Source organism: Rossellomorea sp. QJM3NY_18 (assembly GCF_056173145.1).
Genome location: NZ_CM149659.1, coordinates 3,236,354 through 3,253,055 on the forward strand (window position 1 = coordinate 3,236,354; position 16,702 = coordinate 3,253,055).

Below are 16,702 nucleotides of genomic sequence, written 5' to 3' on the forward strand. Positions count from 1 at the left end.
CCATCCCTACATCCCTTGCCTTCTTCAAACATATAAAGCATCATACACAAAGCTGACATTTGCTAAGTGTCTATTGATCTCATAAGGGTAGCCTGCTGTCGTGCTCCTTCCAGTCTCTGCTAGTAAATGCAAATTTCTTCTTGCACGAGAGCTTATGACATACAACAAATTCTTTGAGGAGGTATCTCTTACAATGGGAGGTTCATTCCATATTGCATTCCAGTGAGGAATGTATCCCCATAGCAATCCAAAAGCGATGACAGTCTCGTATTCCTCCCCTTTTACTCCGTGGCAGGTATTAATCACAACTCCACTAGAGGGTTTAAACATGCCTCTAAAGTAGTCGATTGTATTAGGGACATCCGAGAAGGATTCACTTTCATACCTTTGCTTGATCCCATTGAAGAATGTTTCCCATTGATCATGAAGCATTTGGTTGTGTGTAAAATCAATTTCAAGCTTATTGAAGAATTCTTTGAAAGCTTCTTTAAGATAAAGAACGCCTTCCTTTTGTCTGGGCTTTATTGAGTTTATCCATTTCAAATATCTTCTACAATCATTATGAGTAAATGTAAAACCTTCATTGGTATAGTCATTTAAGTCCTCAATAACCCTCCTTACCCATCTAAATCGATTCAATGAGTTCTGTGGATTAGGTTCAGTTAGAAACAACCGGGCCAGCTTCCACCAAAAATTGTCTTTGTCCTTAGGTAAAGGGATTGAGCCTGGAGCTTCAAATGGAACGCCTGGTAGAAGTGCTCGTAATTTTTTCGCAACTGGATAAAGGAAATACCATTGTGGGGCAATCACGCATATTTCATTTGGGCTGCAGCCCTTTTCAATATAATACAAGATGAGGTTGGCGACTTCTTGAGGCACGTCATCTTTATCGATTGTAGTATTCAAACTTATTCGACCGTGCTTGTTTGAATACTCTCCCAAGGCTTTTACCTTCATATCTTCGGATTGAAATTCAACTGAATAGTCTACAATTCGTTGACTTGATCGGTAATTTCCTGACAACCTCTTTAGCTCCATATGCTTGCTGCCGATTTCATCCTGGATTTCCTCTAATGTTCTTGGTACACCGCCAAGTGAACTATAAATCGATTGGTCAGGGTCTCCGACGAGGAAGATGTTACAACTCCCTTCACTCGGGCGAATAATTTGTCCAATGATCCCATACTGTAAATCCGACGTATCCTGGTATTCATCTACAAAGATATAACGAAACAAGCGGGATAAATGTCTTCGGATTTTTTTATTCTTTTTCAGAAGCCTATACGAAAGGTAGAGAATGAGATCAAAATCGATTTCTTTATTTTCTACTATACTTTTGTGGTACTCTTTGGCCACCATTTTGTTGAATGGCTCCTGTACCGTGTATCTTCCGTCTCTAGTGATGCTCGTGCTTATTGCTTGATAAGATGGAAGTGAGTGCTTTGTTTTTAACTCTTTTAATATTGTCTCTTTTTTAAACTCATCCAGAATGGTAAAGCCGTTTACTAACGCAGGAATTAATTCTGCATAGGGTTTAATAATCCATTGATAACAAAAAGAATGGATGGTCCCTGCCCAAAGCTGTTCCTGGGGAATGCCCATTTCATCAATTCTTTTTTGAATTTCATCAGCTGCTCGGTTGGTATAGGTCAGAGCCACAATAAATTTCTTGTTGCTTTCCAATCGATCTAGTTCATATGCTATCTTCCTTGTCAACACAAGGGTTTTACCACTCCCAGGGCATGCTAACAAAAGGGTATCATGTTCATTTTCTACCGCTTTTAACTGTTGAGGATCCAGACCTTCTAGCATAAGCTCCGCTCCTTACTACGTTTAACAAATAAAAAGAAATCATCGTCATCTTCTAAGTAATCACTTGTAAGGTCAGATATTATTTGGATAGATCTTGATGTTAATTCGGCCAATTCCGAACAAAACTCTACATATTCCTCTTCACTGCAATTTTTTTCTACTCTGTATTTGGCCATCTTTTCAAAATGCTTAAATCCGATGTGAGAGGTTGCAAACGCAATTGCTTCAAGGATGTAAGGCGGAATGAAGGTTTCATAGGTGACCTCATCACCTAGTATCAAAGCGAACCATCCTTTTCCTTCTTTTTCTGCAAGCCGCAGTGTTTCCAATCCTATACTTGAATCCACTTTTGATTTCAGTATAGCTGTCGAGTCAGTAATTTCTTTTGGCCTTTTATATATACTTTTCAGCGTACCTATAATCTCAGGTACATTACTATTCAGAACAAAGTCCACTTCAAAGGTATGCTTAGCATAAAACACATCCACCCAAGAATTATTAGAACAATAAGCATCTAATTTTATTTTCCTCTCTGCGCCCTTTTCAGCTGAATTGTACTGCTTTTGCTCTGATTTAGACAGTTCCCTGTAGTCCCTTCCTGTAAAGGATACGAGAGTTTGATCATGATCAGTAATAATGGCACACTTTCTCCTTATCCGATCATCATGGAAAAGATCTGCTATGTGAGTGAATACAGTGCTACTCATATTGATTAAGCTCACGCCTATTTCATCAAGACTGATTCCAAGCACTTTTCTAAACAAAAGTGGAATGAGTATTAGCTCCGCATCTCCTTCCACCAAAATAACACCTTTTGAGAAGAGTAAAGTGCTTCTTGTCGCATCTAAATATCGTTCCACTTTCCTGCATTCCGCTTTAGATAAACCATTGCTTGGATGACATACTAAGGTCTCGTTTGGCTCCTTACATAGGATATTTGCAGATTCAATTTTATTCACAGATGAAATATGGGTTGAATGCGTAGTGGTAATGACCTGTGTATTCTCGAATTGATAATTCTCGAACATGGTTTTTTGAATATGTGTATGTATATGGGCTTCAGGTTCCTCTATTAAGAGGAAATGAGCTGCTTTCTCTTCTTTTGGCTGATTGAACTCATATTCCAGTAACTTCAGGGTGATATAAATTAGGTTGGCTCCACCTAGACTCAGATCTTCTAATCGTCCTTGATGATCACTTTCTCCATCCCCGACCCAGAGAGTCAATGTCTGAAATAGCTTGTTAATGTCTTCGGGCATTTCCGACTGGATGCTAATTTCAGGAGCATAGGTATGACCGATGGTCGAATCGATGGTTTGTTTAACACGCCCGGAAAGACTGCTTACTTCTTCTAATTCACTGATGGCATTATTTAACTGTGAGACCTTTTTTATAATTTTTTCCGAATCACTAATTTGTATGTTTTTTGCACTATCCCGCAACAAATTTAACAAAGGACTCTGCCTCGTTTTCCTCAGTTCTGACATGACATCCCTTAACGCTTTTATATGGGTGCATGCTAATTCTGAACGAATCATGAAAATCTGAGAGTTCGGAGTACCGAGGAGATATCTTTGTTCCTCATCTGGATTCGGAAACTCAATGGAATCGAAATCTCCGATCAATCTCTTGTAGGTTTCGTCATCTGAAAAATCTGCTGTGCCTCTGAAATGGTACACGGTTTCATAATCTTTTATTGTCAGAGGATCAAGAATGGCGTTAAGCTGATCCCGATCTTTCTGTGGAGACTGTGATAACTCATAAAGCACCTTCCGTGTTTTTTTCTTTGGTCTAAAGAAAAAGTGGTACGATCCACTTGTGTTGTCTCTTTGGAGGTCCTCTAACTTATGTGCTAACAAACTGGCACCTTCACTGGTGTCTAAATCCTTAAACGTCAATGAGATAGTAATCCAGTGACCTTTCCAACCGCCAAGACTCCGATTGAAGTCAGTTTCAATCAGATTTGCAGCACTGTTCGGAAGGCTGTTATCCAACATTAATCGCAGAGCCAAAAAAGCATTGGATTTTCCTGAGCCATTTTCTCCGATAAGTGTATTTACCCCTGATTTAAAACTGAATTGTTGGGCTTTGAAATTTCTGAAGTTCCGTAGAGTCAGCTGAGATATATACATATTTTCTCCTATTCAAATGGAATTTATATACATACTCTATCACTTTTGAATAATATGGTAAACTCATACTCTATGAATCGCTTTGCACCTTGAAATCTCTTTGATTACCTCATGGTTAAATGGGGACGGTTCTTAAAGGGGTCAATCGGAAGTTTTGCGCGCAAAAAGATCCAACTAGGGTAATAATCTAGTTGGATCTTTTCACTTTATATTTGTAATAAGAATGTACGCAAAATTTTTGATTGCCAGGAAGAAGGAAGTCACGGTCCCGAGCTATGGAATTTCAATCGGCTGATCGGTAACGAAATCCTTCTGTTTTTTGATGTTTTTCCGGGAAAAGAGTCAGCTAAATCCCTTCCGGGACTGTAAAGAATATAGTTTCCCCCTCCCCACTTAAGAGGCTTTTCAAAGAAAATATTCGGTTGTTGACGATCATGGTATAGCCTCTGTTAAATGCGATTTTTTACAGGAAGGACAGAGGGAAACATCCTTTTTGATAAGAATAGAAAGAATCTCAATCTTGTTTAATCCTTCAAACAATGGTTTGTACGTAGGGCTTTTCGTTAGCTTTCGACAGAGTTTCAGCTTGGTCTTTTTATTCCGGTTCGCCAGGAGACCATAGTGTCTAATCTTCACAAACCCCTTCGGTAGGATATGCATGAGAAAGCGACGGAGAAATTCTACACCCTTCAGGGTTACGGTCTTTTTTTGATTACGTTTATAATCCTTCACTTTAATCGTGACGGATTGCTTGTCAGCGGAAACAATCCGATTGTTAGAGATGGCAATTCGATGAGTGTAACGGCCAAGGTACTCCATGACGGCGATAGGTCCTGAGAAGGTCCTTTTCGTATAGCTATACCAATCTTTTTTGTAACACTCATCAATCAATGCTTGAAAAGACTTCGCATTTTGATATTTCTTGGACTCGTTAAAGAATCTCAATTGTTTCTGTTGATAGTATTGTTTCAGGTAATAGAGGTACTTTCCCCGAAACTTTTTAGACAGTACCTTCACTGGAATAAAGAATTTCTCACTTGAACGGCGCCACTGATTTCGATCATTTAGTCCACCGGCCAATACAACGGTATGGATGTGAGGGTGATAATGAAGGTTTTGCCCCCAGGTGTGTAAAACCGAGAAAAATCCAATCTGTGCCCCCAAGTACTTTTTATCACCTGCCAGTTCGGTTAGCGTTTCGGCGACAGCTTTGTACATTAAATCATAAAGGAGTTTCTGATTATGATAGATCAACATATGCAGCTGTTCTGGCATCGTAAACACGACATGAAAATAAGGGGCATCGAGAATATCTTTTTTTCGTTGATCGACCCAAATATCCTTATTTACTCCCTGGCATAGGGTACAATGCCGATTTCGGCAGGAATTATATCGTACTAAGGAATGGTTACAGGACCCACATTCGTAAGAATGTCCACCCATTGCGGCAGTCCTGCAGTTCATCATGTTTGTGGCTGCCTTTGCTTGTTCCATAGAGCGTTTGTATGTTTCTTTGTAAGTGGGATAGAAGGTATGAAACAGTTCTTGAACTGTACTCATCGTTGGTCTTTTCCCAGATTATCTAAAGGACTTTTCACGCCCATCAAACTTTTTGAGGTCATGTGTAAATAGCCAAGTGTCGTATTAAGGTTTTTATGACCAAGCATCTGTTGAATGTATACAGGGTCAATCCCATCTTCCAATGATTGGGTCGAAAAACAATGTCTTAACGTGTGAGCTGAAATAGTGGTCTCTAACTCCAGTTTATTCCGGAGTCTAATCATCGTATTTTTAATCGTTTTAATATGGATATGTCCCGATGGATTTTTATTACTAGGGAATAACCAATCGTCCGGTTTGTAGGGTCTCCCTTTGAAAGAGGCTTTGAAATACTCTCGAAGCACGATAAGTGCTGATTCGGATAGTATGGTATATCGATTGGTATTATGTTTGGCCTGATCCACACGAATCCTCATGGATTTACTACAGATATCCCTAATCTTCAATCGGGCGACTTCGCTTACACGAAGCCCACTACTATAGATTAAATAAAAAATAGCTTTATGCTTGATGTTTCGAAAGGAGTTGAGAATAGTAAGGACGTCTTCCCTGGGTGGGATGACAGGAAACTTCTTTACTCTTTTCATCCTCGGAAGTTTGTATGGGCTCCATTCTTTTTCTAACACGTAAGTGTAGAAGAATTTAATTGAAGAAATGTAGGTGTTAATCGTCCCCGGGGTGAGTCCTTTCACTTGTTTCAGAAAAAGGATGTATTGTTGAATGTCCTCTTCTGTCGTGTCAGAGATTCTTTTATTTTGCTTTTCCATAAACGAAACAAATGCCTTCATTCTCCGCCTATAGGACTCCCTCGAGGAGTCTGGTGTTCCTTTAAGTTCGAAATAAAGTTCAATTTTTTGATGATAATCCACGCAAATAGCCTCCTAGAATAATAGATAAATAATGTCTATCTACTCTTTGGAGGTGGTCGATTTTTGGTAATAAGAATAAGGGTATACAAATACGAGGAATACGATGATATAATAGGCATATGAAAAAGTACGTTCTTTCTACGGTTTGTTTTGTTTGGCGATTAAACAATACCACAAAAGAATATACTTTTTCATTTTTTTTTGCCTTTTTTAGTTGGAAGGAATCTTTTAAGCCATCGCGATAGCGATTTCGTTCTTCCAGTTTGATTTTTTCATTAGTCTAGAAAAACGCACTTTTTAAACTAAAGATAAGTGATCCTTAACAGTTTTCATTTTTCTATCCACTTACGCAATTAAATTGCCCACCTACACCAAAGATTTGTCCTCTTGAGTCCTGCATCTCTTAAGAGCCACAACGATGGGTGTCAGTCCCCTAGTTTACAATTCACTATCGCCTCAAGGTTCCAAGGGAAAGACTCCAGGATTCACTGCCAACAAACTGTCCACTCACCATCTCCACCCTATCTACCTCCTTAGCGTCTCTAATGGCGGTGGTTTTGATGTTGTTGTTCTCTAAAATCTATTCTTTCTCTAAGATCTTAAGTTTGTTTGCAGGTTATTTCCGCACCCGATTCACACGCTTTTCGACGCACGAAGACAATCCGGAATCAGCTTTTATCAAGCTGGTCAATTCCAGAATCATCACAACTCTTTTTTACAGACATACCGATCCAATAGAAATAATCCCCACAAGCTAAATCATTCATCGGTTCAAACGTATGGACACTCCCATACTTATACTTCTCAGACTCCAACCAATTACAAAATGGCCACATTCTCACTTTATAAAACAGGTCCTCTCGAAACTTCCCAATCGATCGAATATACGGCCTTTCAACAAGCACCACACACCCTAACTGAACTCCGCCCTCATACATGGCATTCAACAGAATCCACATATACAGATGATCAAATGTATCCAAATCGAACATCCATTGGTTTGAATTTCTCCATCTATCCATTTGATTCACTCCTGTTTCAATATGTATTCAACCCTTATATAGTGAGATTGCCTGGGAAAGGATACCCCTTAGATCAATTTTCTTTTTAAAATATGTTGTTATAAAGTAGAGGAAGGCTAAATGCTAGAAGTGGAGGAGAAAATGAAGAGCAGGTTTGTGTTCTTAAAGATAATTATTACTTTAAAATCAGAGTCTGATCCTCGGTACGATACACTAGCGTCAAAACACAGAACATCGTCATCGTCGCAAGTGTCGTGATAAATGGGGCCAATCTTCCTTTTGTAATCAAAATCCGTTGACCATTCCCATTAGCACTCCAAGTAGGCAGCCGATCGTAGAGCTCGCCTCCTTATTTATAATCAAAACCGGCCACCACGCTAAATATTTTCGCAGCCACAAACCAAAACAAAAAAGCCTGCCAATCAACCGGCAGGCTTTTCTATCAATCTATGAAACTAGATAAAGAGACTGATCAATAATGAAACTCCGAAACCGACAAATGCGATGATTGTTTCCATGACTGTCCAGGATTTGAGTGTTTCTTTCTCGGTGAGTCCGAAGAATCGGTTGACCATCCAGAATCCGGAGTCATTTACGTGGGACGCGATTGTTGCACCGGATGCGATCGTGATTACAAGGAGCGCAAGCATCGGCCCGCCGATTCCGAGTGAGTCGATGATTGGCGAGATCAAGCTCGCTGTTGTGATCATGGCGACTGTCGCAGAACCTTGCGCTATACGGACAGCTGAAGCTACGACGAATGCGAATACGATGATCGGTACATTCAGGTTGGACATCGTTTCAGCAAGAACATCCCCTACCCCGGTTTCAACGAGCACCTGTCCGAATACACCACCGGCACCAGTGATCAGGATGATGATTCCAGCAGGTTCCAGGGATTTCGTGGCAATCGTCTGGATTTCTTCTTTCGTATAACCTCTTCTCGTTCCCAGCAAGTAAAAGGTAAGAAGCGCAGTGATAGTCAGGGCCACACCTGGGTCTCCGATGAATGACATTGTCGTTCTCAAGTTATTCCCTTCTGCAAGGGTAGCTGATAGAACAGTATTAAGAAGGATCAACAAGAGGGGGAGCCCTACAAGAGTCGCAATCATACTAAAGCTCGGCAGTTCTTTTACATCTTTACTTTCTTCCATTTCAGGAATCATATTTTCAGGAACCTTGACGTGGATTTTCTTTGAGATATAGGTTCCAAATACTGGTCCTGCAAGGATCGCTGCAGGGATACCGCAAATCAGCCCGAACAGGATGACCCACCCGATGTTGGCTCCGAGTAAAGAAGATACGGCGATCGGTCCCGGTGTTGGCGGGACAAAGCTGTGCGTGACGGCAAGACCTGCGAGTAGCGGGATCCCATAGTATAGAAGTGATTTTTTTGTCTTGCGGGCCAAGCTGTATAGAATAGGAACAAGAATAACAAATGCTACATCAAGGAATACAGGAATCGAAATGATGAAACCTGTCAGCATTAAAGCCCAGTTGACTCTCTTTTCTCCAAACTTCTTCATTAACGTCAGGGCAAGCCGTTCTGCTCCGCCCGATACTTTCAAAATTTCACCGAACATCGCACCGATCCCGATGATGACCGCGATCTCTGCGACGGTGCCTCCCATTCCGTCCTGGACGGCTTTCAACACCTCTGCAGGAGTCAATCCTGCTACCAATCCGATAATATAACTGACCAAGATTAATGCCAGAAACGCCTGAAGCTTCGTGCGCATGACAAGGAATAGCAATAATGCCACCCCGAGTGCGGCGATCAGTATTAAAGTACCTCCACTCATTGTATTTCCTCCTTTTATTAAAATTCACATATGTGATTTATATTCATATATGCGATTTATTTGTTCCATATGGTAACACACGGTTGAAAGCGCTTCAACTTAAATTTTAAATTATTTGAATAAAATAAATTCAGTTGACTGAAACGCTTTCAAGTGATAGGGTTCTATTAACAAATTCACATTTGTGAATCAAAATCTCATATATGAATTTTAGGTGAAGAATAATGTCTGTAAAATCTGCAAAAAGAGTGCTCGATATTTTTGAACTGCTGGCTGCCTATTCTAATGGGCTGACAGTAAAGGAAATAAGTCACCTGCTTTCAGCACCGCAAAGCAGTACGTTCAATGTCATTAAGACACTTGAGACTGAGGGCTACCTTTCCCAGGACTCAGGAAAAAAGTATAAGCTCGGGGCGAAGCTCATCCATATCGGCCGATGCGCCATGGATTCCTTCGATCTTTCAACGGTGGGTACCCCGTACTTAACCTCATTAATGGAAGAAGTACAGGAAACGGTATTCATGGCTGTATTATCTGAAGAAGAATTATTTTATGTGGCTAAGATCGACAACAACAGGTCCATCCGCACGACCGCCCAGCCCGGACTTAGGAAGCCCCTGTACTGCACCGGACTGGGGAAGGCATTCCTTGCATTTATGCCGCCCCGCATACGTGAACAAATTCTCGATGAGACAGAACTGATTCCAATCACCGAGCACACGATCACGGACCGAAGAGAGTTAAAAGCCCAATTGGACGTTTTTAAAGAACAAGGTTACAGCATTGACGATGAGGAAAACGAAGAGGGGCTCTACTGCCTGGCGGCTCCTTTATTCGGGTCAGCAGGAGAGCTGGTCGCTGCGATCAGTGTTGCAGGCCCGAAACAACGGATGCTTTCAAGAAAAGAAGCCATCGTGAAATCACTGACCGAAACCGCCGGAAAGATTACAGTGAACATCGGCGGACGGCCGCAAACGACAAACAAGGGGGAGATAGAATGGATGTAGTCGCGATCGGTGAAACGATGATTCAGTTTTCCCCTCAATCAGAAGGGCTCATGAGACATGCTGATTCGTTCACTGCCAAAATCGCAGGAGCAGAATCCAATACATTGATCGGCCTGTCCAGGCTCGGTCATGAGACTGGCTGGATCAGCAAGCTGGGGGACGATGAGTTCGGCCGCAGGATCCTGATGGCCGTCCGCGGGGAAGGCGTCGATACAAGCCAGGTTCAGATGGATCCGGAATACCGTACCGGCACTTTTTTTAAGGAAATCATCCGTGAAGGTGAAGTCAGGATTCAGTATTACCGGGATTATTCAGCGGCAAGTACAATCAGTACCTTCGACATACAGGAAAGCTATATAAAAAAAGCAAAATATCTGTTCATCACCGGGATCACTCCGGCGTTGAGCACGTCTGCCAAAGAAGCCATTTTTCAAAGTATAAAATTCGCGAAAGAACATGGCGTCAAGGTTGTATTCGATCCTAATCTCAGAAAGAAACTATGGGATGAAAAAACCGCGAAAAAGACCCTACTGGAGATCGCAGGACAATCTGACATCATTCTGCCCGGCCTTAGTGAAGGGGAATTCCTCTTTGGAACGAATGATGCCGAGAAGATGGCCGAATCATTTTTACAACTTAGTGCATCACTCGTGGTTGTCAAAACAGGTAAAGACGGTGCCTATTACACAGATGGGCGCAAGAGCGGGTTCGTCAAAGGTTTCGACGTCGGAAAAATGGTAGATCCCGTCGGTGCCGGGGACAGTTTTGCCGCCGGTTTGCTTTCAGGACTCCTGGACGGCGAAAGCATAGAAGAATCAGTTAGACGAGCCTGTGCGATGGGAGCCCTGACCGTGACCGTCAAAGGTGATTATGAAGGCCTCCCCGATAAAAAAAGGCTTCATCAATTCATGAGCAGCACCATAGGCGAAGATATTTCAAGATAAGGAGTGAAGAGTATGGATGTTCTTTCAACAATCAAACAGGAAAAGATGATTGCCATCATTCGCGGTTCCGAACCAAGTGAGGCTCTCGCGATTGCAAAATCATTGTACAAAGGCGGAGTTCGTGCCATTGAAATCACACTCAATTCACCCGGAGCCCTCTCTTCCATCGAGAAGGTCCGCAGTGAATTGGAAGATGATCTGGTAGTGGGTGCGGGAACAGTTCTTGATCCAGAATCAGCTCGGTCGGCCTTACTCGCGGGTGCCCAGTTCATCCTCTCCCCTTCCCTCAATCGTGACACAATTAAAATGACGAAGCGCTACGGCGCCGTCAGCATCCCCGGGGCATTCACCCCGACCGAGATCCTTGAGGCCTATGAGTCAGGTGGCGACATCATCAAAGTCTTCCCTGCTTCTTCCCTCGGACCCGGTTTTGTAAAGGATATTCACGGTCCGCTTCCCCAGATACCATTACTGCCGACGGGAGGAATCGATCTGACGAATATTGCTGAATACATCGAAAAAGGGGCTGCAGGTGTTGGTCTCGGCAGCTCACTTGTCAACTCCAGGGAAGCCGTGACAGATGAAAATCTGCAGAAACTTACCGAGAAAGCACGCCGATTCAAAGATAAAGTTGCTTCTGGTCAATAAATGTAGGAGGTTATCATTGTGAAGATTACAGGTTATGAACTTTTTAAGGTCGCGCCAAGATGGCTGTTTTTAAAAATTGAAACGGATGAAGGCATCACCGGTTGGGGTGAACCCGTTATTGAAGGCAGAGCGGAAACGGTTCGCACCGCCGTCCACGAACTGATGTCCAATCTGATTGGCAAGGATCCGGCCCATATTGAGGACCACTGGAACATGATGTACCGCTCCGGCTTTTACCGCGGCGGCCCGATCTTGATGAGTGCCATCGCCGGCATCGATCAGGCGTTGTGGGATATCAAGGGGAAATTCTATAATGCTCCTGTTCATCAGCTTCTCGGCGGAAAATGCCGCGATTCCATCAAGGTCTACTCCTGGATCGGCGGCGACCGCCCGAGCGACGTCGGCACTGCCGCCAAAAAAGTCGTCGACACCGGATTTACCGCTGTTAAGATGAACGGTACAGAAGAGCTTCAATATGTAGATTCGCACGAAAAAATTGATCAGGTACTGGAACGTGTGGCAGCTGTACGTGAAGCAGTCGGCCCATACGTCGGCATCGGAATCGACTTCCACGGCCGCGTCCACAAACCGATGGCGAAAACATTAGCGAAAGAGCTGGAACACTTCCGACCGATGTTCATAGAGGAACCGGTCCTGCCTGAAAACAATGAGGCACTGAGAGAAATCGCCAATCACACGTCCACCCCTATCGCAACCGGAGAAAGAATGTTCTCCAGATGGCAGTTCAAGCCATTACTGATGGATGGATATGTCGATATCATCCAACCAGATCTCTCGCATGCAGGAGGGATCACCGAATGCAAAAAAATCATCTCCATGGCAGAAGCCTTTGATGTAGCCGTGGCGCCGCACTGCCCGCTCGGCCCGATCGCCTTGACAGCCTGTCTGCAGGTGGATGCGACTTCCCATAACGCATTCATCCAGGAACAGAGCCTCGGCATCCATTACAACGTCGGCAGCGATCTGTTGGACTACATCACCGATAAAGACGTATTCCAATACGAAAACGGCTACGTGAACATCCCGCAAGGTCCTGGCCTTGGGATCGACATCAATGAAGACCACGTAAGGAAAATCGCGGAAACCGAAGTCGACTGGCACAACCCGATCTGGCGTCATAAGGATGGATCGATTGCTGAGTGGTAGTCACTCCTGCTATATGAATGGTGTTGGAGACATCCTTGTTGGTGCTTTCAACACCAACATTTAATGGCCTGCCCCCGTACTAACAAATTTACCATTCAAACAGGGAGACCAAGGAACAAGTAAGGTGTCCCCAAAAACCACTAAAAGGGACAAGGCGGCCGCCTTGTCCCTTTTTAACACTATTCGCAGTGAACCTAACACACTCTCTCACCTTATATGTGTTAGTTCCCCCGCTGTTCTTATCTAAGCACGCAATAATGCTCCATTTGGTTCTTTTAACTCCTGCTCTACTATTTGATTCATCTTAGAGAAGTGGTCCAGAAATTGTTGTGCCAGCTCTTGTTCCTCCGTGTCACTTTTCAATGAAACGATGTCGCGTAAAATCTGAGCCATCCACGAATTATCAAAATAACGGTACTTACCTGTATTCCATGTCGTTTTTTGAGGGGATTTTTCATTGACATAGTACTTCCAAAAAGGCATCTGCTTCGATTCCTCGTCTGTAAGTTTGAGTCTGTAATGGGAATGGGCAGGAATATTACCATCTTCACATAGTTTACCGATGAAATTATCCTTCACCATATAGACTCCTAATATCCGTCTGTCTTTTTCAGGCATACCGGGATCGACCGTTGTCAGCAGGACCGCACTGTTTTGGTGTAAGCGACTGGGCTTGTTTGGCTTACCCTTATTATTACCACTTTTTATTTCACCAGAGAAAACCGTCCAATCTGAAAAGGAGCTACTCTGTTCTTCTTCTGTATCGCACCTGTAAACCATCTGCGATTCGGGATGAAGTTTATGATTTTTCATAAGTTTTTCATGACCCACTCGAAGCTCCTGGTATTTTCTTTGCCGTGCCTTTTCCTCTTCCTTCTGCATTGCTTCCTCTTTGAGTTCCATTTCCTGCTCGTGTAAAATTTTTTCAAGTGAATTGGCAGCATTTTTATCATGTAGTTTCAAGTGCTGTCCAAATACATCCGGGTAAACAAATTTTTTATTTTCCGAGGCGAAATGTATTTCAACTACCGTATCATTATGTTTAACGATACTTCCCATACCAAACCGCTCATGTGTAACTTTCTTATTGATTAAATTCAATATATTAGTCCTCCTTGTATAATAACTTGGGTACTATTGCCTAAAAAGCTCACAAAAACTGTTCGAATTTCCCTTGGGAATAAATAAGGTATTTAACTAAACGTTCAATTCAAAAAATTACTAGGTAGTAATTATAGCATTTTTTTGGTAAAAATACAAATTCATTGTTGACAACCTATTTTATTGCAAGGTAAAATGTAGTTTTGTTCAAATCTTAATGATTGGTACAACCCTGAGTTTTTATCATTAAGTCGGTCAATCCCAGAATCATCACACCTCCTTTTTACAGACATCTCCATCCAATAGTTATCTGAAAAACAAGGCGACCCCCAACTCATTTAGAGCAAACGCAAGCAAGGAAAGCTGAATTCTTTTCTCCACTACTTTGATCAACAAAGAAAAAAACCTCATTCGTACAAATGCACGAATGAGGTTTACCACCACAATTTATTCTGAAGAGTCTTCTATATTCTCCTCCGTCACCAACTTCAACGGCACCGGAATCTTTTCCTTCACTTTCTTACCCTGCAACACATCGGCCCCTGCCTGAACAGCCAACTGACCAATCTTCTCAGGCTGCTGAGCGACAGTCGCAGACAGGTTGCCATTCCGAATGCTAGTCATCGCATCTTCATTTCCATCAAATCCAACGACTAGAACGTCACGACCGGAGCTCTGGATCGCCTGCAGTGCTCCCAATGCCATTTCATCGTTATGAGCGAACACCGCTTTGATATCTGGATTCCCCTGGATCAGGTTTTCCATCGTATTCAATCCTTCCGTACGATCAAAGTTTGCCGTCTGTTTGGCCACGACATCCAGCTTTTCATCCGCGATGTTGTGGAACCCGGCTCCCCGCTCACGTGTGGCGGATGCTCCAGGAACCCCTTCAAGTTCTGCTACTTTCGCACCTTCCCCTAGCTGTTTGACGAGGTATTCTCCGGCCATTTCGCCACCCTTTTCGTTATCCGAGCTTACGAGTGTCGCGACATCTCCTTTTTCCGCTGAGCGGTCAAGGGTGACGACGGGGATGCCCAGGCTGTTGGCAGATTGAACGGCGGTTGAGATGGCCGCTGAGTCCGTTGGGTTGATGAGTAAGACGTTGACACCCTGCTGGATAAGGTCTTCTACGTCATTGATCTGCTTGGCGGCATCGTTCTGGGCATCGACGACGACGACTTCCATGCCTTGTTTCTTCGCTTCGTCCTGAACGCGAGTCGAGATCGCTACAACAAATGCCAACATTGAACCGCCAATGGAGTAGATCATGACTTGGATGCCCGAGATGAGTATGCTCACAAATGGCATGTTTTTTTTTGCTGAAAGAAGCTTATAATTTTCTCCTTAACAATACAAAAATCAAAAAACATGACAATATTGCCATGATTCCTTGTGACATTTGTATTTATTTCACAGTCGGGGAATGGTCCTTTTGTCTTTCGAGATCATCGTTTAATTCAAATCCATACAAATGGAAGAAATCTTCTCGGAAGCCATGTAAATCTGTAAGTTCAAAGATGTTCCCTGAGTTAACTTTTTGCATAATTTCCAATACTTCAGCTTGAACATCGGTTCGCATCTCACATTCATCAATTCGAATACGACCTTCTTCGTCTGTATGAAATGTGCCCTTGGTATATAAAAAATCATTAAAAAGGCGATGCATTTGTTCAATACAGCCTTCATGAATAGCTTTTTTCTTCATTACTTTATAAAGTGCTGATAAATAAAGAGGTACGACGGGAATTGCAGTACTAGATTGAGTTACCAAACCTTTACAAACAGTCACAATAGCTTGTCCATTAATCATTTGTAGATATTTGGTTAGGTCATGAGCAGTCGCTTCTAAGTGACTTTTGGCTTGTCCTATTGTCCCATTACGGTAAATTGGGAACGACATCTCTGGACCAATGTAGGAGAAGGCAACTGTTTTAGTACCGTTGCTCAGTACATTTGCCTCTTTCAATGCATGTATCCACTCTTTCCAGTCATCTCCCCCCATTACCTTTACTGTATCAGCGATCTCTTCCTCCGAAGCAGGGTGTAGCTCAGCTTCTGTTACATTACCTGTATGGAAGTCAACCGTTTTATTGGTAAAAGTAGTTCCTATTGGTTTTAGCACTGAATGTTGAAAGTTACCAGTCTGAGGATCAACTCTCTTCCCAGTAGCTAAACTATAAATAACTAGATCCACTTCACCTAAATCTTGACGAATCAAATCTATTGTTTTCTGCTTGATTTCGTGAGTAAAAGCATCCCCGTTTATACTTTTAGCATACACTCCTTCAGCGTTTGCCCACTCCTCCAATGCAATCGTATTATACCAACCAGCGGAAGCGCTACGATATTTGGTTTTTGGTTTTCCATTAGAAATTCCTATTGTACTTGCACCTGCACCAAATGCAGAAACAATTCGAGCTGCAAGACCATACCCTTTTGAGGCACCAATGACTAGCACATTTTTGGGGCCGGATATTTTTGGTTGTTCTTTTATGTAATCCACTTGTTTTTTTACTTGAGCACGGCATCCCTCAGGATGAGCGTTAGTGCATTGAGACCCACGAATTCTTGGTTTCATATATATGATAATTCTTCCTCTCTAAGTTTATTGGTTCCGCGTCAGTTTATCGATTTAATA

The 16,702-nt window shown here is 42.6% G+C and carries 12 protein-coding genes and 2 pseudogenes; 4 read left to right on the forward strand and 10 right to left on the reverse strand.

The genetic code is table 11. The features are described from left to right. Positions 1–24 precede the first annotated feature (24 nt). The 7 genes and pseudogenes from AC0VXY_RS16750 to AC0VXY_RS16780 form a co-directional block, all read right to left on the reverse strand. Complete coding sequence (locus AC0VXY_RS16750; RefSeq protein WP_475525938.1) at positions 25–1,812, reverse strand: UvrD-helicase domain-containing protein; 1,788 nt, start codon at positions 1,810–1,812, stop codon at positions 25–27. Continuing rightward, positions 1,806–3,944 (reverse strand): AAA family ATPase, encoded by a 2,139-nt coding sequence (locus AC0VXY_RS16755; protein WP_475525939.1) that lies wholly within the window; start codon positions 3,942–3,944, stop codon positions 1,806–1,808. The genes AC0VXY_RS16750 and AC0VXY_RS16755 overlap by 7 nt, the downstream gene beginning before the upstream one ends. A gap of 432 nt (positions 3,945–4,376) precedes the next feature. Then, the gene (locus AC0VXY_RS16760) at positions 4,377–5,504 is read right to left on the reverse strand and encodes an IS91 family transposase (protein ID WP_430339633.1); all 1,128 of its coding nucleotides are present in this window, start codon (positions 5,502–5,504) and stop codon (positions 4,377–4,379) included. Beyond that, the gene (locus AC0VXY_RS16765) at positions 5,501–6,373 is read right to left on the reverse strand and encodes a tyrosine-type recombinase/integrase (protein WP_475525940.1); all 873 of its coding nucleotides are present in this window, start codon (positions 6,371–6,373) and stop codon (positions 5,501–5,503) included. Before AC0VXY_RS16765 ends, AC0VXY_RS16760 begins: the two co-directional genes overlap by 4 nt. Positions 6,374–7,041: 668 nt before the next feature. Then, positions 7,042–7,395, reverse strand: coding sequence for a hypothetical protein (locus AC0VXY_RS16770; protein WP_475525941.1), 354 nt, complete (start codon positions 7,393–7,395; stop codon positions 7,042–7,044). A 208-nt stretch (positions 7,396–7,603) separates the two neighbouring features. Then, a pseudogene (gene rbsC / locus AC0VXY_RS16775) lies at positions 7,604–7,707 on the reverse strand (ribose ABC transporter permease); the annotation flags it as partial. Positions 7,708–7,850: 143 nt separating this feature from the next. Continuing rightward, on the reverse strand, positions 7,851–9,197 hold the full coding sequence (locus AC0VXY_RS16780; protein ID WP_435989758.1) for a GntP family permease: 1,347 nt from the start codon (positions 9,195–9,197) through the stop codon (positions 7,851–7,853). A 224-nt stretch (positions 9,198–9,421) separates the two neighbouring features. Between AC0VXY_RS16780 and AC0VXY_RS16785 the strand changes: the two genes are divergently transcribed. Genes AC0VXY_RS16785 through dgoD form a run of 4 tightly spaced genes read left to right on the forward strand, consistent with a single transcriptional unit; the run spans position 9,422 to position 12,963 of the window. Next, entirely contained in the window at positions 9,422–10,204 is a 783-nt protein-coding gene (locus tag AC0VXY_RS16785; RefSeq protein WP_475525942.1) for an IclR family transcriptional regulator, read from the forward strand. Beyond that, positions 10,195–11,148: a sugar kinase gene (locus AC0VXY_RS16790; RefSeq protein WP_475525943.1), complete on the forward strand. Its 954-nt coding sequence runs from the start codon at positions 10,195–10,197 to the stop codon at positions 11,146–11,148. Before AC0VXY_RS16785 ends, AC0VXY_RS16790 begins: the two co-directional genes overlap by 10 nt. 12 nt (positions 11,149–11,160) lie before the next feature. Further along, positions 11,161–11,796 carry a bifunctional 4-hydroxy-2-oxoglutarate aldolase/2-dehydro-3-deoxy-phosphogluconate aldolase gene (locus AC0VXY_RS16795; RefSeq protein ID WP_475525944.1) on the forward strand — a complete coding sequence of 212 codons (636 nt, stop codon included), beginning with the start codon at positions 11,161–11,163 and terminating at the stop codon, positions 11,794–11,796. A gap of 18 nt (positions 11,797–11,814) precedes the next feature. Next, a complete protein-coding gene (dgoD, locus tag AC0VXY_RS16800) occupies positions 11,815–12,963 on the forward strand; it encodes a galactonate dehydratase (protein WP_475525945.1) in 1,149 nt (382 codons plus the stop codon). Positions 12,964–13,206: 243 nt separating this feature from the next. Here the strand turns inward: dgoD and AC0VXY_RS16805 are convergent, their stop codons facing one another. The 3 genes and pseudogenes from AC0VXY_RS16805 to fabV all read right to left on the reverse strand — a co-directional run bounded on the left by AC0VXY_RS16805 (position 13,207) and on the right by fabV (position 16,648). After that, positions 13,207–14,064 (reverse strand): malate synthase, encoded by an 858-nt coding sequence (locus tag AC0VXY_RS16805; RefSeq protein WP_475525946.1) that lies wholly within the window; start codon positions 14,062–14,064, stop codon positions 13,207–13,209. Positions 14,065–14,511: 447 nt separating this feature from the next. Then, positions 14,512–15,288 (reverse strand): annotated as a pseudogene (locus AC0VXY_RS16810) (D-ribose ABC transporter substrate-binding protein); the annotation flags it as partial. 181 nt (positions 15,289–15,469) lie between these two features. After that, on the reverse strand, positions 15,470–16,648 hold the full coding sequence (gene fabV / locus AC0VXY_RS16815) for an enoyl-ACP reductase FabV (protein WP_435994425.1): 1,179 nt from the start codon (positions 16,646–16,648) through the stop codon (positions 15,470–15,472). Positions 16,649–16,702: the final 54 nt, after the last annotated feature.